Source organism: Salmonella sp. SAL04162 (genome assembly GCF_046551535.1).
GTDB classification, from domain to species: domain Bacteria; phylum Pseudomonadota; class Gammaproteobacteria; order Enterobacterales; family Enterobacteriaceae; genus Salmonella; species Salmonella enterica.
Genome location: NZ_JBGDVX010000014.1, coordinates 1 through 20,471, shown reverse-complemented (window position 1 = coordinate 20,471; position 20,471 = coordinate 1). Strand labels below are relative to the sequence as shown.

Below are 20,471 nucleotides of genomic sequence, written 5' to 3'. Positions count from 1 at the left end.
TGCTTACCATATCATCAGGCATTAGGAGCGTTAGCGAATAATTAACAGGTCAGGACCAAAACTAAATCCTTCCCCCATACGGTCTTCATGACGGGAGACATATGCCTTACCGTATTTCTCCAGATCCTGTAAGCGATCTTTTGCCAGATTCCACGAGTATTCCTGGCCCCACACGGGTCCGTCACGCCCGTCAAAGCGGTCAGGTTTACAATTTGCTTTCAGAAGAGCGTAGACATGCTCCACCGTGGGTAGCTGCAAAGCACTATTAGCCTGAGAAACGGCAGTATGCGTCATTTCTGTTCACTCTTTATTGATTTAGTCAGTTAAGCCGGTCAGGTAACTTTAACCGGCTACTCGTATTAAGATTTCTTTCCGGTTGCTTGTCAGTTAGCGGCGAAGATCAATTTCAAGGCGGGCTGTTTTGACCTTTGTTCCGGACTCCCTAAATGTATCATCCGGAAGAGGCGAAATTTGTCCGCCAAGTTGTTTGACTCGCTCCCTGAGCGCTTTTGTCAGTGTGTCTTCCCGGAACAATACCCCAGCTGACAGAATGGCCTGTAAGCGACCTCGCTTAGCGAGCATTGCGATGGCATGCATGACATGTTTAACGTCAGAGCGTTTAAGGAATGGTGGATTCATAACGATAACATCAAAAGTTTCATCGGGCTGGTACCCAAGAAAGTCGGTATGCACCAGCTCGACTCCTGTGCTAAGGACACTATCGTTCTTCACTGCAAGGAATCGCTCATCGTTCAATTCGATCCCGGTAATCAATGCATCCGGAGCCGCCAGTTTTAAGGCTTTCAGAATGCGGCCATCACCAAACTCTGGCTCCAGTACACGCTCCCCGGCAGCTGGTTCAGCGCGTAGAACCATATCTGTGACTAAATTCTCAGGTGTAGGGAAGAAATTGAACAGATCTCGTGGGATGTCAACCGAACCTGTCAGAATGATTTGCTCGATACGCTCAGCTGCATCCGCCGTAAAAATATGTGCCTGCTCTTTTCGGTTCCATTTGCCACCGGCGGCTTCGAGCACTTTGTTTGTCTTAACATAAATGCTGCGGTCGAGCTGGTCGGCCAGGAAAAGAAAGTTCCCTTCAGCACGGCAGCGAGATAAGACGTTCAGAACTTCAGTTGAGATTTGCATTAAAACTCCATTAAGAGGATTTACCCGCCTGGCGGCAGCGGGTTGGTTACTTAAACGGGACAATTCAGATTTGGCCTTGGTTAGTCGGCAGACAACAGCAGGGATGGGCTGTTATAAGAGAAGCGGTCAACGGGAGCCTTATCAAATCGCTGACCGCTTGCATCAGGGGTCAGAACGAGTCCGTTATGGGCGCAATGAATGTGGAGCAACATATCCCCGCCGGTGTTGATGTGTAAGGCAGGCACACCCTGATCGATTTCGAACATGACACCAAAACAGGGGTTACCTTCCTTGTTAACAACTTCACAGTGGATGTTATGTTGGCCGGTAACGCTGACCTGATAGGCCTGACTGTCCTCTTCTGGCAGTGTTTCCTCCTCCAGGCGCCAGTCCTGAAGTGTGAGGCTAATTTCAGGGGTGTCATGCTCTTTCTGAAGAGCCTGGATACCTTTACGGAACAGCTGCATCATTTCAGGAGTAAGGCAGTCTTCCTCAGCTCCAAAATGTTCTTTCCAGCCTTCAGGATCTGCATACATCCAGACGTTTTTAGCGAGCGAAGGTAAGGAAGCATCAGGCTCTACAAGGAGGTGAGGGATGTTCTCTTTGATTCCGAGATAACGTACCGGCTGGCCATTAAGCGGTAACCCATCCGACACTGTAACTTCTGTTCCTGGCAAGACGACGCTGTTTACCAGACCTCCACAATGTTCGGCCACCACGCGGCCTAAATCTGCCATAAACATCCGATGCTTTTCTGGTGAGTCCAGCTCACCAAGGAGTTCAGGTTTAAGCAGTAAACCGGTAATAATCTCAGTCAGTTCACGAGGAGATACTAATTTATACATTTTGTTTTCCTTTTCTGTGTTGGCTTTATATTACCAATCCAGATGCACGAGCTAATAACCTCCAGACAACTTTTTCAAAAATTATTTACTTAAAGCAGGGTGCTAATATGCGCAAGAAATGAATTTAGGAAGGACGGCTTCAAATTTAACTTTTTGGTTTTTTATTTTAGACGGACTTTAAAATAGCATCGTTGATAAAATAATAAACATGGTTTGTTTTTTTGTTTGTATTGACAATCAAATGGGTATAAATTAATTTACTTACATGGCGTATATTTAACGCCACCGCCCCGGCGGCACCGGGCATAAAAGGAAAACCATTTTGAAACCGATGCTCAAAAAAGATTTTTTTTCAGCTATTGAAAACCTTCTCAAAGCTGGCTTTCAACCTCGCTTTTACACTGTTAACAGTGGCCGAATCGGTCTCATTACATTCACTGATAAAAATGGAACAAAACAGGTCGAACAGGTTTATTCCTGCACTTCTTTAGCCGCCAATACTTTTGGAAAGCGCTTCACCACTTGGTTAGAAGAAATTTTTCAAAAGCATAATGAAGAAAAAGTAGCTGATTCCGGGTTCGAGGTTGGTAGCCGTGTCTGGGATAAATTGATGTATACGTTGCGCACCATTTCAGAAATTCGTGCCGGGGGGGTGCTGGTGCTGGATAACGGTGCACAGCGTACACTGGATGAAGTGCAAAAAACGGCACCTGAAACAAACCAGGTGGAGCCAAAGGAAATCTCTTCACTTCAGGAGCTGCTGAACGCTTCCAAAAATCTGGAGCCGACTTCGCCTGAGCTAATTGCGGCTCTTAATGAGGCTCTGTCAACCGCCATAAAACGGTGAATGCAACGGCAGTCTGGCACATCAGGCCTTGTCAGAGATTAGGCCTGAAAAGCACTTACGTACCGATATAACACCTAATTCCCCTCTAAGGAGATTGCCCTAAATGGCGATGAATAAAAAAGAACAAGCCGCGTATGATGAGCTGGTGGCACAGGCCAGAATAAACCGCGCTTTACGCTGGTCTGACTATGGCGTTGAACGCGATATGCCCGTACCAGAGGTCTCGGGGGAATACCAAAACGGCTGGAGCTTCAACACCGCCACTGGCACTGTTTATCCGACATGGAGCGGAACTACGGTTCACGGCACACGGGAAGAGGGAGAGGTTGTCGATGCAACCTCCCGCCGCATGCGAGGCATGAATGGTAGCCAGAACGGCATACCACAATACAGCACCAAAGAACGCGCCCTGAAGGCATTACGCTGTTCGCTTGAAATCAAGTTTGCCATGCAGCTGGATGCCATAGATAAAGCTATCGCAAAAGAAATAGAGCTGTCCACCGCTCGCCGGGAGAGCGATACATCAGATGCCTAGCGGTAAACCATCAATTCAGGCCCGTGATCAGAGGGGCCTTAACGCCCTGAAAGAGGCGGTTCCAGCGACGGCACAACTACAGATGCGGGTTACCCCTGAACGTAAACTGCGTTACGTCAATCAGGCAAAGGCCGAAGGTCTGGGTCTAACAGACTGGGTCCAAAAGCATATGGATAACGTGTGTGATCTGGCAGGCCAGCCTGAAATAACCATGTACAAAGATGATGGAGAAACAAGTGGCCAAAAATAACAACAGTCTCAAACAGCATGTCTTCAATATGCTGTCGGCTGGCAGCGAACTTAAAGAAGTGAAGCGTTTTCTCACCAGCAAGCGAGTTAAAGCCCGCCTGGCAGTGTCAATGATCCACGAGCAGGCGATTGCTGTGCAGAACACTGAATACCAGAATTATCCGGCTTATAGCTAACTGGTAACAACAATTACAGAGAGATACTTAAAATGAGCGTAAACCCAGAATACACCAGGGTTCAGCATGTCCAGATTATTCGCGAGCGAGATGGGCAGAAGGAAGTTGTTCGAGTCTATGATGAAGATGGCGACGTGGTTCTGTGTTTACCTGCCTACATTCAGGATGAGGAAATAAATCTTATTCTGCGCCGGTTGAATGACGTATATTCAGTCGGATATCGTGTAGGTGATGCAGCCCGCCGCCGCGCCATCAAAAAAGCGCTGGGGGATGATGAGGAGTAAGGCCATTTTTACTGGCAAGATATCTGTATACCGGAGTCTTTAGAGTACGTTCTAATGGCTCCGGATTATTAATACTGTTTTACTCATGCAATAAAAAGCAAACCAAAATTCTTTCGCTAATTCATTTTTAAATGCTCAAATCATTAAATGTAAGGAGCGTTATTTATCAATAGGTATGGCGTTCTTAATGGCTATTAAGCTAGTTCTGCTTTCGCTTGCTTCTGGAAATTAGGGAAACCTAATTTTACCCTATCAAAAAGTAACTTTTCTGGTTTTGTTGCATTCACGTAAACAAAAAAGTCCCGCCGGGCAGAAAAGAAAAACATCAAAAATAGCTATTTTCCCGAAAAGATCACGAACACTGAAAAAGTATCATGGGGAACCTGATCAGGAGACAACCCATGAAAATCAAACTAGCCCTGCTTATTGCATTTGCAGGTTTCAGCGCAGGAGCTTCCGCTGAAATCGCAGAATTCAGCTTTAAAGATACCCTGAACGTTAAAAAGACCGTATCGCCTGCATCCGTATGGATTAATCCGGTAACGAGCTTTGACGTTGCCGTTATTTCCGGTCTGGACCGTTATATTACGCTCAGTCTGCTGAAAAGTGACGGGAGCCTCATCTGGAGCACGAAAAGCAGCCTGGTTACCGTTGATGACCGTACCACATCTTCGACAGGCTTTGATTATTACGGCAAGACTCTGACCGTACCAGCGATGGGAGAAGATAGCTTCACCCTCAGAGAGGTGATTACCGACTTGCAAGGGAAGGAGGTCTCCCGGCAGGATTACCCGCTTGCAATTGACCGAACGCCTCCGGCAACGGGTACCATAAGTTATACGAGAAATGGGTGGAACTTTGGCAGCGAAGCGATCTTCACTTCAGTACCAGCCGGTATGCAGTACGCCAGCGTCCAGGCACTGGTCTTTAATGGACTGAGTGATAAAGGTTCCGGGCTTGCTAATGCTGAATATTTCATAACCGATGCCGCTGGAGTGGAGCGTAAAAAGCCAGCGGAAATTAATACAGTGGAAGGTAGCGTAACCGTTCAAGTCGCCGACGCAAGCAGCAATGCCCTGGCACCGGAAAACCGCTCTGAATATAAAGTGGGGATCTACCTTTATGACAAAGCGGGAAACAGGAGCGAACTAAGCCGCCGAAGCGTAATTGATCGGGTTAAGCCTGACGATATCATCCAGGTGCAGGACGCCACTACCGGATCATGGGTCTCCTATCAGTCTGGCATGACCGTCTTCCAGAACCCTATTTCCGTACGGGTATTAAGGAAGAAAAGTGACTTTACTGCTGTTAACGGTTCCAAATATGGCTGGGCGGACTCGAATTTCCAGACGTCCGATAGCACTTATAATATCTATACTTTCAAATACATATATCCAAATGTGGGGGATACTTATCATGAATTTCAGACTCTGGCGGGAGGAGTAAGACGAATTCATCATAACTCCCTCAACTTCACTCCAGCCCCGGCGATGGAAATAGCCCCGAAGATAGTGGCTAAAGAGATGTACCGGAGTGATACCAGTGAGTGGTTAACTCAGGCCTCAATCAGCGTTAAAACCGCCACCATTAGCCGCATAAAGGTAACCGCAGAACCCCGACCATACGTGCAAAAGTTCAGAACGGTAAAAAATGCAGCCTGGTTCTGCACTATTCCTGTCGGACAAAGTTCATGCGAGATGACGGTTAACTTCAACTACACCAGTGACAAAGGATTTGAGTATCTGCATCTTTACTCGGGAAAAGATGGTGACAGCATATTCGATGCGCTTGCTGGTAATTTTACGGTTATCTGGGATAACAACCCACCGGTGGTTAATGTCGCTCAGGTAAACAAGGCCTCCAAGACAATCACTATGACGGCCACCGATAATGATCGCGTCAACGCCTGGAACATCAGCTACTGGGATACCAAAGTTTTCGAAGCCACCCTTAAAAATGCCCGGGGGGAAACTTTCACCCTGAAGCCTGTGACTGTCAGTGAAAGCGATTATAAAACCAAAAACGCCACTTTCTCATACGCTGGTCTACCGGACGGGGATTATACGGTTGTTAGCGTGTCTGCCACGGATCTTGTTGGAAACACAGGAACCAAAACGCTTAATGCACCGCTGAAAATTGACTCAACGCTTCCGGTTATTGCGTTCAGCTTTAATGGCGCAGACGCAGAAGGAAAACTGGTTAAAGGGCTTGAGAACCTACGCATAAGCGTTACTGATGCCTCTGGGGATGCTTCCCTGATATCGCTTCAGCTCGCTGGTGGACCTAACTCTGAAAAGGTCACCCTTGCATTCACGCCGCTATCCAAGGATGTCTTTATTCCTGAATACCCCAGAATCTTCCCCAATACTGACGAATCGGGACAGATGTATCATCTGGAGGCTCTGGCTATTGACGAATCAGGTAACCGGACCACTAAAACGCTTAATTTTACCTACCAGCCAGCTAACCTGATTATGCTGGATAATCTCAAGACGCTGGCCACAGCCGTAGCACTGAAAGCAACGGACAACACGCCGCTGGCCATCATCCGAACCAGTGTGTTGCGTCGTCAGGACGGTTCTATCATTACCGGACAGTTAAACGGAACCCTGACTGTTCAGAAAAACGCCCAGTTCGGCGTTACGGTTGCCGGAGTTACGGTCCAGCCTGGTGAAACTAAATCGCTGTCACTGGATCTTGGTAATGGTGAAGAGCGCACATATCCCGTTACTCCCGCTGTAAGTGGTCAATCTGGCACGGCCACATTTACTATAGAATTCCCTCAAACATAAACCCTACACAAGGGTACGGTAGTATGCCGTACCCTGTTACGCCATCCTCAATGTAAAATGTAGAGTTGAGCATGACTTAATTATTACTTTCTCATTAAGTGTCTCTTAAACTGCAAACGGGAAAGTAATATTCCCGAGACGGGAAGGACTCCTTCCTTTTGGTTATAATCTATGATGCTAAACTGTGTAATTACACCGGAACAATGTCCTCGTTTAAATCGCTGGCACCAGTACATGATTTATCCATGAATGCTTTTTGATGCAATTTTACTTCAGAATGCTCTTAATTTTTTAAACAAATTATATTTGAATCCTTCGTGTATAAATTTGCAGCCCCTCTCTCAATGTTTTTTTAAAATATTTACTCTCAGGTTATTAGCCAGTAGATTCATTCTGTCATGATTACTCCAGAACTAACCGGAGGAATCACATTATGACCAAATATTATGATCGCAGTGGAATTGAAATCTCCAGCGCAAAAATCCGCTGTGTTGATTCTGTAAAAGGTACTGCGGAATATACTTTTCGTATTGTTTGCGATAAATGCAATGGGCGGGGAGAGCGTAAGCATTTTTATAGAAGTCGCTGTATGGCTTGTAAAGCCACGGGTTACAGCCTCGAAACGACCCGTACTGCTTACACGCTGAATGCGCTGTACCGCATTAATGCGCAAGCTGCCCGCAAAGTGTCAGCATCCCTGCAAGACGAGCGTTTAAGGACTGAAAGCGCCCACAGTTCTGCGTTCACAGCATGGTGCAGGTCTCATCAAAAAATGGTTGATGCAATCACCCAACAATCCAGTAGTAATAATTTTCTGGAAAGCCTTAAGTCTTCTTTAACCCACCAGCGTCAGTTAAGTGATAAGCAGCTGGCAGTTGCCGCCCGCATTTTAGGTATTCATTAATTCAAAGCCCTTTTAATTTAATTTTAAGGTCAATTATTACGGAGGAACTATGATCCATTCATTTAAAGACAGACGGCTTGAAAAGTTCTTCCGTAATGGAAAAACAACGGCAGGTATTCCTTCTGAAATTATTAACGCGATTCTGTGTCGACTTGAAACGCTGGATAATGTCAAGAGTGAGCGGGAGTTATTATCCAACAGCTTGCGTTATGAACGCTTAAGAATGACGTCAAACCGTTATTCCTCCATTCGAGTAAACTCTAAGTATCGATTATTCTTTGAATGGAATGATGGCGCACATAATGTTCATTTGTCTGCACATGACTATAAATCGCTCATCCATTAAGGTTAAAAATGAAGCTATTTTCAATTTCATCCCGGGATACAAGCATGGACGCGATGTTTTATATCCAGGCCAGTACTAAACAACAGGCAAGTTACATATTTAGTACCCTTTCCCCGAAGCCTACTGCGAACTGCCAGCTTACAGATTTGCAGAATGAGACGGTCGTCCCTTCCATAAGCCCTATTTCGCTTTCACTTAACCCCTGGTCGATCAATTCCCAGTCCCGAACCCGGGAACTGCGTATGGCCACGCATGGTCTTAACCTGATCTGTGCAGTCACGGATGAGCATACCCGTCAGATAGTTGACTTTTGCGATAACCTTGGACAGCAGCTTAAGGATCCGGACGACAAAAGCGCCTGGGTTAAGCTCATTAATTCTGAATGCGCTTTGCTTAATTCTCCGCGTCTCTATCCCGTTCTGCTTGAGCCGGATACACCGGCACAATTTGAAATCTTTGTGCCAGCTCCGGAAGATGGAGAACACGACACGGTCATAGCCAGCGTTGTTAAAGAATGTTTCGGAGATGAATGCCGGTACAGAGTAACGGACAAAGCTTTTGCAATGTCGGAAAAGCCAGTCATCAGGCTGGAAGCTCATTTCAATGACAAACGCGAAAAGGTTTTAGAACTGACCTTTTCCTGTTTCAATCTTTCACTCTCAGCGTCCGTGCATGAAAACCAGCTACGTCAGATTTTGTTACTTTGCGAAGACTTTGGCGTAAGGCTTCAGGGTAGAGCAGGGGCATCCTGCCACGTTAATATGCGCAGTGCTTACCGTCGTCTTGCTCATGTTGGCACCGGCTCTCGCCCAGGTGATGACAGTGATGTGCGGGTCTATACCTCGTTAAAAGAAGAAAAAGATGTTAAGAGGCTGCTTGATAAGTCAACCAGGGGAAGTGAGCTTGTACCGGCGAGGCACGGGCAGCAGTTTAACGGGGTCTTAGTGAATGCCACACCCGCATCGGCCACTACTGGTTTCATTTACCTTTCGCATGATTTTCCGGAAGGCCAGTTTATGATGACAGCCGAGGTGTTGCATGTTGGAATTACACCAGGCGGTATTTACTACATTGAAACACTGGACGGTTACCGGTTTATCGTGACAGCGTTTGAGAAGGGATTAATGAACGGTTTGAGGGAGTTTATAGCTGCAAATGAGGAATATTTTAAGTATTACCGCTGGTCTTAGTATCTGAGCTGAAACCGGTAGGCCAGGGAAGGCAACCGGGAAAATGCAATTTAACCTGATCCTATACCTACGACTATCTTTATCCACTTATAATAGCCTCACCAAATTATAATGCCCGATCACCGCATTTGCTTAAACCTCACATATTCTTCTTATGCTTCCCCTGATAATCTACGACCGAAAGACAAAGGAAAGTGAATACGAAATAAGATTTATGAGCACATAAAAGTTACTTTTCCTTGGTGGCACATCACAAACATTGTGGGTTTCATAATCCTTTTTGTTATTTAAAAAGGATGTGTTCAATTCTAATTAAAGGTGGTATTTTTTTTGAAAGTTTGCTGGGAGGTTATTAGCTGGGGGGATGGGTAACAGTATAATAAGTACAGATGAAAAGGAGGTTTTATGAAAGCGTTAGACGTGGTTTCAACTCAACTCAACTTTATTAATCTGTTGGATCAGGCAGGATATGCTCTTTCAGAAATTGTTGTAAAACGCTTCAGTGCTGCACCAGCCTTTAACGAAGGGCACTGGTTGTTCATTGCAGAGCAGGATAACCGCTACATTGAAGTGGTCTGTATTCTCTCTTTAGCTTCAGAAAGCGGAGAGCAGCATATTGATGTTTTTATTAATATGTTCGAAGACCCGATTGATGATGTTATTTCACGAAACATTGAAACCAAAACCTTTGCGACGCTTTATAAATACATTGAACGTATACCTTTTACTCCGGGTGTAAAGAAAGAATTCTTGAGCAGTATTGAGAACATCAATTTTAGTTAATCAAAAACCACAACTTTTTGCCACCAAGTTATTAGGTAATGCTATCAACCTGATATAATTACCTTAACATGAATATGAGCGGAGCCGGGTTATGTCTAATAATACTGAAGTCATTAGCTGTGATTTATTTTCAACTCTATCTTCACTTAATTTTAGCACCGAGGATATTACAGGTTTGACTCCGGCCAACTTTCGAAAGGGAGCTTTCTTACATGCAAAAATTTCTGCTAGCCAGGCCACGCGAGCGACTGATATTTCCATTCAATTACTCACGGATCGTGTTTCAGGTGAAATGAACTACGTAATAGTAATTGGCAGGCACGAAGGACTCCTGCAAAGCGAAGCAATTGACCCAAACGCTGATAAGCAATACCGGGAAAACCGTTATTCTCGCCATTTTATCTCAGTAACCGATGCCAATACCAAAGCCCTGAAAAAAACCTGCAAGGTAATGAAAACATATATCAAAGAGCAGGCATTTAAGCCTAACACCTGGGGGCACAGTTTCATTAAGGGTTGATTTATTCTTGCCCCGGTGAGCCGGGGCAACGCTAAATTAACCTCAAACTGTGCTGGAGGCACAAATGTCTGAAAAACACTTTATCGTTAAAATCCAGAACCGAAACGGCGACCATGAGAATAGCTATGTTCGGTTACTCGTCAGCGATTGTGAGAAAAATGCTTGCCAGACGGCACTCATTTCAGAGTGCCATGGCGAGCTTGAACAGCTGAGTTTTGAAGACGGTGGGGTTTACGACTACAACGGCGAAAATCACTACAGTGTCAGGAGCTGCGTGGAGGTTGCTCCAGAAGACGTTGCAACTTTGCAACGCTTCCTTTAACACCTGCGACATTTGATTAAATATCGGGCGTCCGCTACAGGATGCCCGTGATTTAAACGATTCCTCAAAGATCGCTGTCACTCCTGATAACTGTATTAAGAGCAGGTTTGTGATAGGTTCAGCGTAACAACATTACTGGAATTTTGGTTGCCTTGATGAAGAGCTGCTTTTCTGATTTACCCGTTAAAGACGGCACGTCCGGAACCTGGAAACTGGACACATTCGAAATTACCGCAGATAAGGCGATGAGCCTCGCCCTTCGTGCCGAGTATACAGGTAATACAGACGAGTTTATCCCGCCCGGTAGATATCGGCGTTTGTCCAACGGCTGGGATGTGGTGATGTCCAATACCCCGATGGAGATCAGAACCTGCCAGGATTTTTTAGAGCGAGCCACCGGGCGCGTGCTCATTAATGGTCTTGGTCTGGGGATGGTGCTTCACGCCATTCTTCAAAAAGAAGATGTAACCCATGTAACAGTAATTGAAAAAGAACAGGACGTTATTAACCTCGTTGCGGCCTCGTTTGCAAACGATCCTCGCGTTGAAATTATCCATGCTGATGCAATGATGTATTGCCCACCAGCAGGCGTCACGTACAACGCATGCTGGCACGACATATGGCCAGACTTCGCAACAGCTAACCTCTCACAGATGGATAAGCTGGAAATTAAGTACCGGGACATCTGTGAATGGCAGGGCTCGTGGGGCAGGGAGGAGTGTGAGCAAAAGCACATTGAGTTTCAAAATCTTGGGGCTGATTGAGTACAACTTTTGAAGGTGTCTCCGCTAAAGAAGACTGGGTCTCTTTGCGCATGCCCAGCTGTGCTGCATGACCTGACAAAGCCTATAAATAAACAGATCGGTTTGATTTAGTAATCCCCCTTCCAACCATCAGGCCGATATTTAAACTGCATCTCCATTAAGGATGGCTGATGAGCACGATTTCTACGGATTTAATTGCACGGATCTACGCAGCCTCCGAATTGCCGTTGAGCAACGACGAGCTTTATCGCGAAGTGCAGCGTGAAACTGGCATGTCGGATGCCGAATTGCACGAACTGAAAGAATTTGGGTCAGATAAAACCAGAACCAGCGGCGTCAAACACAAAGTACGCTGGTTTCAGCAGACTCTTCGGCAGGCCGGAGTCATCGAACGCGTTCCAGAAAAACGGGGCGTCTGGAGATACTCCTCTAAGACGAAAACAAACCTACACGAGTCATGGGAAAAGCTCTGTGTTGTCGGTTTCTCAACTTCTCTTGGGGCATCGGTTTTTGGAAACGCCTATGCCTTCTTCAGCAATATCACAGAGCAAATTCATCTTTGCCTGACCTCGCCGCCTTACCTCCTTCGAAATTCAAGAGACTACGGGCATGGCGGGGGGCGTGGCGAGCAGGTTTATATTGACTGGCTTCTGCGTATCCTCGAACCGATCGTGAAACAGCTTGTACCCGGCGCAAGTGTGGCATTGAATATCACTCAAGATAGCTTTAATAGGGGCAGGCCTTCACGTTCTCTGTATCTGGAGCGTCTGACACTGGCATTATGTGACAAGCTGGGGCTTGAGCTCATGGACAGGCTTCAGTGGGTGAATCGCAGTAAGCCCCCATCGCCAACGCACTGGGCATGTAAGCAACGAGTGCAGCTCTGCTCATCGTATGAGCCTGTGCTGTGGTTTACCAATGATGCGAGTAAGGTTCGTTCAAACAACTTACGTGTACTGCAACCGCATTCAGAGCAGCATCTTAAATTGCAGGCAGCAGGCGGTGAAAATCGCACGACCTTTTATGGTGATGGGGCGTACCAGCTTAAAAGCGGATCCTTTGGAAATAAAACAGAAGGAACGATCCCCAAAAATACTTTGTTTTACGGCAATAGCTGCGCTGATACGAGATTTTGCCATTCCATTGCCCGCGAGCTAGGTTTTCCGCTGCATGGTGCAACGTCTCCTACCAGGCTTGCAGCGTTTCTGATTGAGTTTTTGACAGAGCCGGGAGATGTTGTTGTAGATCCCTTCGCTGGCCTGCATAAAGTTCCCATCGCAGCCGAGCGACTTGGCAGACGTTGGCTGGCGACGGACAAAATCATGGAATGGCTGGCGATTTCCCGAAACCTTTTTACGGCCGCACCGGGATATAAGAGTAACCCCATGCTGGACGAGCTCGCCGAACTGTATCGGGCTTAATGCAAGTTAACGGTTTTGATAAAGTGGTTTGAAGCGACAAGCGGTTTATTCATTTTGCATTGTTTCTACCATAAAATGACAATATTAACGGCTTAGCATACGCCGCAGAGATAATTAGGGTGCCATTCATTTCCGGTTGTCTGTATTAACGAGTGTATTCAATATTCACTTGTTTCTCCGATATAGACCCAACAAAAAAAACTGATGGTTGTGATACAGAACTTGTTGAATTAACATCCGGTACATTAACTATATTGGTAATTTAGACGGTTTCTAAATTAAAGGTGGACAGATATGAAGTCAGATACAGAAATGGTTTCTCCTATCGAGTTGCACATTGGCGATCATGTCCAGCGGCATGGTGCTTTATTTGAGGTTATGCATATTGTTGAATCCGAATGCGATATTCCCGGCGGCATCCGGGTAGCAGCATGCATTTCACGGGTTATCGGTGACGTTACGGGCAATATTCCTCGTGGTTGGCTGGAAACACCGAAGCGTATGGCTGAGCGAGGAGTTAAGTGGGCGACGAGTCTGCCTGAGGGGCTTTACTTTAACATCCAGGGGAACGCACATGCGAAAGTAAGCCGGGTTATTCGTAATGTGACTAATTGAAACTTTTTTCTGAATTGCGGTGTAAAAGTTACTTTTCACCGCATCGTTTTCCCTAACTACTAAATCAGAGCTTCTCTGAAATAAGCGGATTTAACCGCTAGCGATTTATTCAGGCCATTTTATTCTAATCATTATCCTACACTTCAAAAATATTCATTATTTTTTCTTCTGACCTATTAGCCAGAATTCTCGATTCGGTATCATTTACTTACGGTAAATCTTTTGAAAACGAGGTAAATGGCATGCATTCTCAGGATCCTATCACGAAATTAACCCAGACGTTGCAACGCGACGATGGTTCTCAGGTTCGTGTTGTAGCGCAGCGGGGATATGGAAGTGGGCTTACAGCCTCGCTTGATGTGTACGTTCTCCGTCGTGATTCCTCTGAAAGCAACTGGTCACTGTGCGGAAAAGATCCTCACCCAGAGTGGAGAAAGATGTCAGTAGATGAGTATCAGAAATTTGGACGCTCTGAAATGCTGCGTTATGCCACACCAGGTGAAATTCTCAGGGTGGCATCCGCTATTGGCCAGCCAATGAGCTTCCTCGATGGCAACCCTGCGTTTTAGCCCGAACCCTGGCGACGCCTTTTAAACCGGCGTCATTCTTTTTACGAGCAACAGACGGAGAAAAAATGAATCTGAACGAACGAAGCACGAGCGCAGCAACGCCAGATTTGAGCCGACTTTATCTCATTTCCGGGCGCATTATGTTTGATGATGATGATCAGGCCTACCTGGTCGAAGCCGACTCCCCTGGTGATGCAGAGGAGGCTTTCCGGCATCATATTGCTGACAGTGCCGACGACTTAGAAAAGGTGATTATAGTTTCCTCTACAAGTTTCGCTTCAGCTCACAGCAGTCGCGTAATTTGTCGGCCTGCCGTGAAGTAATTTCAACTTCCAATGATATTTCCCTCTTTATAAAAGCCGCCGTCTGGCGGTTTTTATTTGCAAAAATGAATATTAATCCTGAATGATATTAATTTAAGATGAGGTAGTGTTCATATTCTTCTTCTTAATATTTTTTCTAAAAAAACGCCTTCAGGTTATTAGTTGGTATTAGTGTATTTGTTATGATCTTCTCATCAAATACATTAATTAAATAATCAAGGAGTCAACTGTGGCAGATAATTATACTCAGGCGTCGTTTATTATTCCCTGCACTCAGGAGCAGGCAAAAATGGCACAAGAAGCAATCACATTCGTTACCGAAGCAGAAATTGCAGAAGGTGAGCGTTTGCTTGATAAGCCACTGACAGATTGTTCTCTGACTGAGAAGCTGATCCTCAGTATTATCGAGAACCACCCTGAGTATGACCCTTCTGAGCCGAGCTTTGGGCAACCATCCTGCCCAGACTGCAATTATGAACTGTTGTTCGCAACAGAAGTTACCAGCAGTGGGCTGGCAGTTTTTCATGGAGAGACCATTGATCTTGACCATGCAATTTGCCTCACAACTGCCGTGCTGTCGGTATTCGACCTCTCGGAAATGGTAACAATTACTGCTGCATTTACATGCAGTAAAAGCCGGACAGATGAATTTGGGGGTATGACTATTCTGGTCACAAAGGATACCCACTATTACCAGGATGGCTGTCAGTTTTCTCGTCTCATGAATGAGGCTCACAAAGCCGGTATCCAGTATGCTCTGTGTAAAGTGACGCATTACCACGGTGAGAGCAGCTATGTGGCAAGCTATGTCCTGAGCTGCGACGTAGCGGATTCAGCCCAGGAGGTCGTTAACAAACGACTGAAGGCATGTGCCGGAAAAGAGCCAGAAGACGGAATCTATATTCTGTGTGAAGAAGACAACACTAGTCTTTCGGTCGAACTCGTTACAGAACTGTCTCCGCTCGATTACGACAAGCTGAGCAAGCTTCTCCCTTCCCTTGACACCCTTTGCGGCGCTTAAGCCTGCCAATTACCGTAGCCACCGGTTTCCCCGGTGGCCTGGAGCCTGCCATGACCAATAAATTCATAGTTTCTACCGTTGATTGTATCAATGAATTTGCAAGTGACGTTCCGCAGAGTGTTTCCTTACGGATAGATACAATGCTTGAACAGCGTATCCGCAAATTGGCGGCATACGTGAAAGAAAACGATCTTCATTTAACTGAGTTTTACTTCTATGAGGCTTTGTTGAATAAATCGAACTTTTGCTGAGTTGAAGGATCAGATCACGCATCTTCCCGACAACGCAGACCGTTCCGTGGCAAAGCAAAAGTTCAAAATCACCAACTGGCCCACCTACAATAAAGCCCTCATCAACCGTGGCTCCATAACTTTCTGGCTGGATGATGAAGCTATTCAGGCCTGGTATGAGTCGGCAACGCCTTCATCACGGGGAAGACCTCAGCGCTATTCTGACCTTGCCATCACGACTGTGCTGGTCATTAAACGCGTATTCAGGCTGACCCTGCGCGCTGCGCAGGGCTTTATTGATTCCATTTTTTCTCTGATGAACGTTCCGCTACGCTGCCCGGATTACAGCTGTGTCAGCAGGCGGGCAAAGTCGGTTAATGTCAGTTTCAAAACGCCCACCCGGGGTGAAATCGCACACCTGGTAATTGATTCCACCGGGCTGAAGGTCTTCGGTGAAGGCGAGTGGAAAGTCAAAAAGCATGGCCAGGAACGCCGCCGTATCTGGCGTAAGCTGCATCTCGCCGTTGACAGTAAAACACATGAAATCATCTGCGCTGACCTGTCGCTGAACAACGTTACGGACTCAGAGGCCTTCCCCGGGTTAATCCGGCAAACCCACCGGAAAATCAGGTCAGCCGCCGCCGATGGCGCTTACGATACCCGGCTATGTCACGATGAACTGCGGCGTAAGAAAATCAGCGCGCTTATCCCGCCCCGAAAAGGTGCGGGTTACTGGCCCGGTGAATATGCAGACCGTAACCGTGCTGTTGCGAATCAGCGGCTGACCGGGAGTAATGCGCGGTGGAAATGGACAACAGATTACAATCGTCGCTCGATAGCGGAAACGGCGATGTACCGGGTAAAACAGCTGTTCGGGGGTTCACTGACGCTGCGTGACTACGATGGTCAGGTTGCGGAGGCTATGGCCCTGGTACGAGCGCTGAACAAAATGACGAAAGCAGGTATGCCTGAAAGCGTGCGTATTGCCTGAAAACACAACCCGCTACGGGGGAGACTTACCCGAAATCTGATTTATTCAACAAAGCCTCTTTTCTTTTAAAAATAAATTATTCAGATTTATTTTCTATTGATTTAATGAGGTAGGGAATGACAGAAAGTGCTTTGCTTTTGCGAGAGGCATTTAATGAATCGGTTAACTATATGACATGGTCTTTTTATTCACTGATAACTGCTTACGTTTCGATGGCTTTTTATGATAGAGTTGAGGTTAAGACCCGAATAAATAATTATCTGAATAAGTTACTTTTCGTGATTGCTATGTCCGTTTTTATCCCAAATATGTACTTTGTTTCAATGGTGTTCAGTCAGAAGTTAGGCACCGCAGCTGGCGTTGCGTCATTCATTATTGGGCTACTTTTCATGATGTTAAACTCGGCACCTGTAATTACTGGTATCGTACAGCAGCGCAAAGATTGAGTTTTATGAGTATAGTCAGTTGGGTTTTCATCTGTTTTATCAGACTTAGAAAAATGAAATCTTTCAATTCATTGATTTTAAACGCAAAAAAATTTCTAAATGATCAGAATTATAGGGTGCTCATTTTGCACAGCAGTAGGGGTTGACCATTCAATGGAAACGCTCCTTCGAACTGACCCGGAGAAATACGGTTATCAGGCTGGCCTGAGTCGTCTTCAGCGATTTCTTTCTAAGATCCAGTACGACTGGAGCCTGCGGGATTATATCGGTCGTAAAGTGTTCGAAGGCGGATATGTGCGTCTTCAACCCAATATCTTTTCTTCGTCCCTGACTGAACGTCTTTTTCATGCCTGTTGCAGCCTTGATTATGTTGAAGCAAGACGTGCGGCAGAGCATCGCAGAAAGCTACTTTCCGGCGAGGTTGACGATACGGCTTATAACCGTCGTATGGCTGAGCCACAATTTCGGCTTGTACAGGAAGCAAACGTGATCCACGTTGATTTCCTCTGGTCGTTGCACTGTTTCAACCCTCGCCCGTTTCGGGCAATTGAGATCTATCGCAGGGTCTGGGAAGAGGCCGATCTGGACCTTCTTGAGGATGAGCCTGACATGCAGCCTGTGCCCCGTACACCAATGCCAGCTCCACTCTGGATGAAACTGCCCGGAGGCCGGTTCGGTACAGCTTATGATGGACTGACTGATACGTTGCCGCTGATGACCTATTTTGACGGGCAGGCTGACCCCAGGGCTTCACGTAGCCTAAAGACCGGAGAGAGCAGTTCTGTCGTCGTGGCATTCGAGGAAGAGGATGAGCTGACTGTTGAAGAAGATACGGCGTCCTGGATTATCTGGCATGAATACGACGGGTTACGCCAGCGCATCGCTGACGGTGAGTTTACTCCAACGACTGCTGCTCAGTATCTTCTTCGTTATGGCGCGGTCCGAATTTCAAAAGGCAAGGGCGCTGTCTATCATCGTCTCGCACAGCGGGGACAAACCTTTTCCCGCCTGGGGATAGGCGACAGAGTGTCGCTTCCAGAGCTGGTTGCCAGTCGGCGTTTTAAAATACTCAGTGATTCTGCATACCGTCAGGTTGTAGCCCGGAAATTGCGTGGACAGATAAAAAAGTTCAGATTCTGGGCATGCGTAGCTGCCTGTGTTCAGTTGCACGTACACAACAAGACGGCACTCGGAGAAAGAATTTTAACGTTACTCGAAGGTGAGAGGGAACAGCAACAAGGTGCGATCCAGGCGAAGCTGAAGGCGGGAATGATGGATGCAGTTCTAACTCTGTGTAACCAGCGACTCCGGGTGAAAGAAAATACTAACCAGCCAGAGGAGTTCCGCTATTACCGTGCCGTAAGAGCTCGTTTCATGCGCCATTTATCTGAATGCCTTAAGCCAGAAAATGGCGGCGTTATCCGTGACGTTATCTGGGAACTGAGGGTGCTGAGCAGTGCTCACGGTACGACCAAAACAGGTTTTTACTATGTCGATAGCAATCGCCCGACAGCGAAAGGACTGTTAAACCGCCTTCTGATGAGGATGGTCAAGCAGGTCGTATAAGCGTCTGAAACGCGAAACACACGAAAATGGAGGGGTTATACAAAAAAAACTTAGCTTTGATCGTGATGTAATGTGGACATCATGTCCAAGCGTTGCTGCATCCAGAAAAGTAACTTTAATCCTGTTGATACAGCCCTTGCATTACCTGTTTACGCATAGCGTGGAAACGTTCTAATTAAACCAGACGAATATAAATTTAAATTAATTCACTCACCCCCGGAATCGGGGAACTAAACAAAAGGATCATCAATGCAAAATCAAAATACACCCGCTCAGGAAAAACACACCGTATACCTTTTTAATGCCGAACATGCTGACAAGACAGCCGCCAAGCAAGCCGGGAAACTCTTCACGCTGGACATTGAACACCCAATGACCCTCAACGATCTCTCGCTGCTGTGTGAGTCGGTCGCGGACGCTGTGGGAGCACCTGGCGGAATTAAATATGAAATCACAACAGAGCCTAATGGGGTTCAGGAGGAATACTGAATCAGTGTGGTGTGAGTCCATTTTAATTTGACGTTTCATGAGTTCTATCGAGAGGCTGAAGTATGACTTTGAAAATGGAAAGTTCCCGGACTTCCAAGCCTGAGGGGCCATTTGTATTAATCACTTTTGAGGGGGACGAATTTCTTTTTGATGACAGACATAATGTCGTCAAGATAAATGGCAGGCCTAAAAAAATGGATGTAAAGCGAAATTATTTTGAGTCCGATCTGGGAGAAGGGAAAGCGAAATACTGGACTTTAAATATCGAAGAGGCTCATCGGTTCAATTCGATTGATGAAGCGACAGAACAACTTTGTAAACTGAGTCGCCCTCATCTGATCAAAATTCGCAAAGTTGAGGGGGTATCTGAATGACCAAAGAGATGTTTTTACGCATTTTAAATGAGGCACAGGCTCGTGTGGATAACGATTCGCTTCCGCTTGATGTTCGTATCCGGTCACGCACCACGGTAAATGATTGCGTCATCCGGGCAGATAAAGAGGGGTGGCCTATTGAGTATAAACAGAAGGTCTGGGTAGATGCAGTCAGTGGCTGTTATCTTTAGCGGTTACTTAAGCCAGTTCCTGTGCCCGTGAGCTTAGTAAAGGCGGAAAATGATATGGTCAAGGTGATAAATATCAACGGGAATTTAGTTGAATTACCTGAGCCCTCAGCAAAGTTATCCAAAGCTGAATCACCTGATGGTAGGTTCTCAAAACCTAAAAATAAGATCTCTAAAATACAGCGAGCTGAGCTGCGAATGAAATTTGGGGGGCGTTGTGCCTATTGTGGTTGCAAGCTTCCTGAAAAAGGGTGGCATGCCGATCATGTTGAGCCTGTTCGACGCGACTTTGAACTGGTGAGAGCCCCTGTCGGCAGCGGCGTAACTCATGTTGCCCGAAGTACGGGTAAGGTTATGCACCCTGAACTGCATGCTATAGAAAACTTATTTCCATCATGCGCCCCCTGCAACCTTTTTAAAGGAGCTTTTAGTGTTGAAGGAATGAGAAAAGAAATGGCACTGTTGCAAATAGTCGGTGGTGATAAACTTATCATCCCCTTTTGCTGATGGAGCTGCACATGAACCCATTCAA

At 46.2% G+C, this 20,471-nt stretch carries 28 protein-coding genes; 25 read left to right on the top strand and 3 right to left on the bottom strand.

Annotated features, from left to right (window positions below; genetic code table 11):
- Positions 1-30 precede the first annotated feature (30 nt).
- The 3 genes from ACLJRH_RS21875 to ACLJRH_RS21865 form a co-directional block, all read right to left on the bottom strand.
- On the bottom strand, positions 31-294 hold the full coding sequence (locus ACLJRH_RS21875) for a hypothetical protein (protein ID WP_000149862.1): 264 nt from the start codon (positions 292-294) through the stop codon (positions 31-33).
- Between the two features lie 93 nt (positions 295-387).
- On the bottom strand, positions 388-1,149 hold the full coding sequence (locus tag ACLJRH_RS21870; RefSeq protein WP_001447802.1) for a methyltransferase: 762 nt from the start codon (positions 1,147-1,149) through the stop codon (positions 388-390).
- An 80-nt stretch (positions 1,150-1,229) separates the two neighbouring features.
- Positions 1,230-1,994, bottom strand: coding sequence for a hypothetical protein (locus tag ACLJRH_RS21865; protein WP_000277498.1), 765 nt, complete (start codon positions 1,992-1,994; stop codon positions 1,230-1,232).
- Positions 1,995-2,325: 331 nt separating this feature from the next.
- On the opposite strand from ACLJRH_RS21865, the gene ACLJRH_RS21860 reads away from it, so the two are divergent.
- From ACLJRH_RS21860 to ACLJRH_RS21740, 25 genes are all read left to right on the top strand, one after another.
- The gene (locus tag ACLJRH_RS21860) at positions 2,326-2,841 is read left to right on the top strand and encodes a hypothetical protein (RefSeq protein WP_012695482.1); all 516 of its coding nucleotides are present in this window, start codon (positions 2,326-2,328) and stop codon (positions 2,839-2,841) included.
- Positions 2,842-2,944: 103 nt separating this feature from the next.
- Positions 2,945-3,376 (top strand): hypothetical protein, encoded by a 432-nt coding sequence (locus tag ACLJRH_RS21855; protein ID WP_001251242.1) that lies wholly within the window; start codon positions 2,945-2,947, stop codon positions 3,374-3,376.
- Positions 3,377-3,612: 236 nt separating this feature from the next.
- Positions 3,613-3,801 (top strand): hypothetical protein, encoded by a 189-nt coding sequence (locus ACLJRH_RS21850; RefSeq protein ID WP_001107529.1) that lies wholly within the window; start codon positions 3,613-3,615, stop codon positions 3,799-3,801.
- A gap of 32 nt (positions 3,802-3,833) precedes the next feature.
- Positions 3,834-4,085 (top strand): hypothetical protein, encoded by a 252-nt coding sequence (locus ACLJRH_RS21845; protein ID WP_000115760.1) that lies wholly within the window; start codon positions 3,834-3,836, stop codon positions 4,083-4,085.
- Positions 4,086-4,486: 401 nt separating this feature from the next.
- Positions 4,487-6,877, top strand: a complete 2,391-nt coding sequence (locus tag ACLJRH_RS21840) for an Ig-like domain-containing protein (RefSeq protein ID WP_000694552.1) — start codon at positions 4,487-4,489, stop codon at positions 6,875-6,877.
- Between the two features lie 433 nt (positions 6,878-7,310).
- Positions 7,311-7,781, top strand: coding sequence for a hypothetical protein (locus ACLJRH_RS21835; protein WP_000170639.1), 471 nt, complete (start codon positions 7,311-7,313; stop codon positions 7,779-7,781).
- A 49-nt stretch (positions 7,782-7,830) separates the two neighbouring features.
- The gene (locus ACLJRH_RS21830) at positions 7,831-8,127 is read left to right on the top strand and encodes a type II toxin-antitoxin system RelE/ParE family toxin (protein ID WP_172692814.1); all 297 of its coding nucleotides are present in this window, start codon (positions 7,831-7,833) and stop codon (positions 8,125-8,127) included.
- A 44-nt stretch (positions 8,128-8,171) separates the two neighbouring features.
- Entirely contained in the window at positions 8,172-9,317 is a 1,146-nt protein-coding gene (locus ACLJRH_RS21825; protein WP_000339750.1) for a hypothetical protein, read from the top strand.
- Positions 9,318-9,722: 405 nt separating this feature from the next.
- The gene (locus tag ACLJRH_RS21820) at positions 9,723-10,100 is read left to right on the top strand and encodes a hypothetical protein (RefSeq protein ID WP_000645320.1); all 378 of its coding nucleotides are present in this window, start codon (positions 9,723-9,725) and stop codon (positions 10,098-10,100) included.
- A gap of 91 nt (positions 10,101-10,191) precedes the next feature.
- Positions 10,192-10,620: a hypothetical protein gene (locus tag ACLJRH_RS21815; RefSeq protein ID WP_000069824.1), complete on the top strand. Its 429-nt coding sequence runs from the start codon at positions 10,192-10,194 to the stop codon at positions 10,618-10,620.
- A 64-nt stretch (positions 10,621-10,684) separates the two neighbouring features.
- Positions 10,685-10,942, top strand: coding sequence for a hypothetical protein (locus ACLJRH_RS21810; protein WP_001290639.1), 258 nt, complete (start codon positions 10,685-10,687; stop codon positions 10,940-10,942).
- Positions 10,943-11,097: 155 nt separating this feature from the next.
- On the top strand, positions 11,098-11,706 hold the full coding sequence (locus tag ACLJRH_RS21805; RefSeq protein ID WP_000833775.1) for a hypothetical protein: 609 nt from the start codon (positions 11,098-11,100) through the stop codon (positions 11,704-11,706).
- A 170-nt stretch (positions 11,707-11,876) separates the two neighbouring features.
- Positions 11,877-13,127, top strand: a complete 1,251-nt coding sequence (locus tag ACLJRH_RS21800) for a site-specific DNA-methyltransferase (RefSeq protein ID WP_000104394.1) — start codon at positions 11,877-11,879, stop codon at positions 13,125-13,127.
- A gap of 294 nt (positions 13,128-13,421) precedes the next feature.
- A complete protein-coding gene (locus ACLJRH_RS21795; protein WP_000834113.1) occupies positions 13,422-13,742 on the top strand; it encodes a hypothetical protein in 321 nt (106 codons plus the stop codon).
- 242 nt (positions 13,743-13,984) lie between these two features.
- Positions 13,985-14,311, top strand: a complete 327-nt coding sequence (locus tag ACLJRH_RS21790; protein ID WP_000556023.1) for a hypothetical protein — start codon at positions 13,985-13,987, stop codon at positions 14,309-14,311.
- 65 nt (positions 14,312-14,376) lie between these two features.
- Complete coding sequence (locus ACLJRH_RS21785; RefSeq protein WP_001052325.1) at positions 14,377-14,634, top strand: hypothetical protein; 258 nt, start codon at positions 14,377-14,379, stop codon at positions 14,632-14,634.
- A 229-nt stretch (positions 14,635-14,863) separates the two neighbouring features.
- On the top strand, positions 14,864-15,655 hold the full coding sequence (locus tag ACLJRH_RS21780; RefSeq protein WP_000774871.1) for a hypothetical protein: 792 nt from the start codon (positions 14,864-14,866) through the stop codon (positions 15,653-15,655).
- A 50-nt stretch (positions 15,656-15,705) separates the two neighbouring features.
- A complete protein-coding gene (locus tag ACLJRH_RS21775) occupies positions 15,706-15,906 on the top strand; it encodes a hypothetical protein (protein WP_022646497.1) in 201 nt (66 codons plus the stop codon).
- A 1-nt stretch (position 15,907) separates the two neighbouring features.
- On the top strand, positions 15,908-16,876 hold the full coding sequence (locus tag ACLJRH_RS21770) for an IS5-like element IS903B family transposase (protein ID WP_072223036.1): 969 nt from the start codon (positions 15,908-15,910) through the stop codon (positions 16,874-16,876).
- Between the two features lie 116 nt (positions 16,877-16,992).
- On the top strand, positions 16,993-17,322 hold the full coding sequence (locus tag ACLJRH_RS21765; protein ID WP_000140246.1) for a hypothetical protein: 330 nt from the start codon (positions 16,993-16,995) through the stop codon (positions 17,320-17,322).
- A gap of 153 nt (positions 17,323-17,475) precedes the next feature.
- On the top strand, positions 17,476-18,888 hold the full coding sequence (locus ACLJRH_RS21760) for a hypothetical protein (protein WP_022646499.1): 1,413 nt from the start codon (positions 17,476-17,478) through the stop codon (positions 18,886-18,888).
- Positions 18,889-19,137: 249 nt separating this feature from the next.
- Positions 19,138-19,377 carry a hypothetical protein gene (locus tag ACLJRH_RS21755; protein WP_001180999.1) on the top strand — a complete coding sequence of 80 codons (240 nt, stop codon included), beginning with the start codon at positions 19,138-19,140 and terminating at the stop codon, positions 19,375-19,377.
- A gap of 62 nt (positions 19,378-19,439) precedes the next feature.
- Positions 19,440-19,751: a hypothetical protein gene (locus ACLJRH_RS21750; RefSeq protein WP_000172888.1), complete on the top strand. Its 312-nt coding sequence runs from the start codon at positions 19,440-19,442 to the stop codon at positions 19,749-19,751.
- Complete coding sequence (locus tag ACLJRH_RS21745) at positions 19,748-19,942, top strand: hypothetical protein (protein WP_000159617.1); 195 nt, start codon at positions 19,748-19,750, stop codon at positions 19,940-19,942. The genes ACLJRH_RS21750 and ACLJRH_RS21745 overlap by 4 nt, the downstream gene beginning before the upstream one ends.
- A gap of 54 nt (positions 19,943-19,996) precedes the next feature.
- The gene (locus ACLJRH_RS21740) at positions 19,997-20,446 is read left to right on the top strand and encodes an HNH endonuclease (protein WP_000241453.1); all 450 of its coding nucleotides are present in this window, start codon (positions 19,997-19,999) and stop codon (positions 20,444-20,446) included.
- Positions 20,447-20,471 lie beyond the last annotated feature (25 nt).

Coding starts and splice junctions, on each gene's coding strand:
- ACLJRH_RS21875 (WP_000149862.1), bottom strand. CDS start 294: ATGACGCATACTGCCGTTTCTCAGGCTAATAGTGCTTTGCAGCTACCC.
- ACLJRH_RS21870 (WP_001447802.1), bottom strand. CDS start 1,149: ATGCAAATCTCAACTGAAGTTCTGAACGTCTTATCTCGCTGCCGTGCT.
- ACLJRH_RS21865 (WP_000277498.1), bottom strand. CDS start 1,994: ATGTATAAATTAGTATCTCCTCGTGAACTGACTGAGATTATTACCGGT.
- ACLJRH_RS21860 (WP_012695482.1), top strand. CDS start 2,326: ATGCTCAAAAAAGATTTTTTTTCAGCTATTGAAAACCTTCTCAAAGCT.
- ACLJRH_RS21855 (WP_001251242.1), top strand. CDS start 2,945: ATGGCGATGAATAAAAAAGAACAAGCCGCGTATGATGAGCTGGTGGCA.
- ACLJRH_RS21845 (WP_000115760.1), top strand. CDS start 3,834: ATGAGCGTAAACCCAGAATACACCAGGGTTCAGCATGTCCAGATTATT.
- ACLJRH_RS21840 (WP_000694552.1), top strand. CDS start 4,487: ATGAAAATCAAACTAGCCCTGCTTATTGCATTTGCAGGTTTCAGCGCA.
- ACLJRH_RS21835 (WP_000170639.1), top strand. CDS start 7,311: ATGACCAAATATTATGATCGCAGTGGAATTGAAATCTCCAGCGCAAAA.
- ACLJRH_RS21830 (WP_172692814.1), top strand. CDS start 7,831: ATGATCCATTCATTTAAAGACAGACGGCTTGAAAAGTTCTTCCGTAAT.
- ACLJRH_RS21825 (WP_000339750.1), top strand. CDS start 8,172: ATGGACGCGATGTTTTATATCCAGGCCAGTACTAAACAACAGGCAAGT.
- ACLJRH_RS21820 (WP_000645320.1), top strand. CDS start 9,723: ATGAAAGCGTTAGACGTGGTTTCAACTCAACTCAACTTTATTAATCTG.
- ACLJRH_RS21815 (WP_000069824.1), top strand. CDS start 10,192: ATGTCTAATAATACTGAAGTCATTAGCTGTGATTTATTTTCAACTCTA.
- ACLJRH_RS21810 (WP_001290639.1), top strand. CDS start 10,685: ATGTCTGAAAAACACTTTATCGTTAAAATCCAGAACCGAAACGGCGAC.
- ACLJRH_RS21805 (WP_000833775.1), top strand. CDS start 11,098: ATGAAGAGCTGCTTTTCTGATTTACCCGTTAAAGACGGCACGTCCGGA.
- ACLJRH_RS21800 (WP_000104394.1), top strand. CDS start 11,877: ATGAGCACGATTTCTACGGATTTAATTGCACGGATCTACGCAGCCTCC.
- ACLJRH_RS21795 (WP_000834113.1), top strand. CDS start 13,422: ATGAAGTCAGATACAGAAATGGTTTCTCCTATCGAGTTGCACATTGGC.
- ACLJRH_RS21790 (WP_000556023.1), top strand. CDS start 13,985: ATGCATTCTCAGGATCCTATCACGAAATTAACCCAGACGTTGCAACGC.
- ACLJRH_RS21785 (WP_001052325.1), top strand. CDS start 14,377: ATGAATCTGAACGAACGAAGCACGAGCGCAGCAACGCCAGATTTGAGC.
- ACLJRH_RS21775 (WP_022646497.1), top strand. CDS start 15,706: ATGACCAATAAATTCATAGTTTCTACCGTTGATTGTATCAATGAATTT.
- ACLJRH_RS21765 (WP_000140246.1), top strand. CDS start 16,993: ATGACAGAAAGTGCTTTGCTTTTGCGAGAGGCATTTAATGAATCGGTT.
- ACLJRH_RS21760 (WP_022646499.1), top strand. CDS start 17,476: ATGGAAACGCTCCTTCGAACTGACCCGGAGAAATACGGTTATCAGGCT.
- ACLJRH_RS21755 (WP_001180999.1), top strand. CDS start 19,138: ATGCAAAATCAAAATACACCCGCTCAGGAAAAACACACCGTATACCTT.
- ACLJRH_RS21750 (WP_000172888.1), top strand. CDS start 19,440: ATGACTTTGAAAATGGAAAGTTCCCGGACTTCCAAGCCTGAGGGGCCA.
- ACLJRH_RS21745 (WP_000159617.1), top strand. CDS start 19,748: ATGACCAAAGAGATGTTTTTACGCATTTTAAATGAGGCACAGGCTCGT.
- ACLJRH_RS21740 (WP_000241453.1), top strand. CDS start 19,997: ATGGTCAAGGTGATAAATATCAACGGGAATTTAGTTGAATTACCTGAG.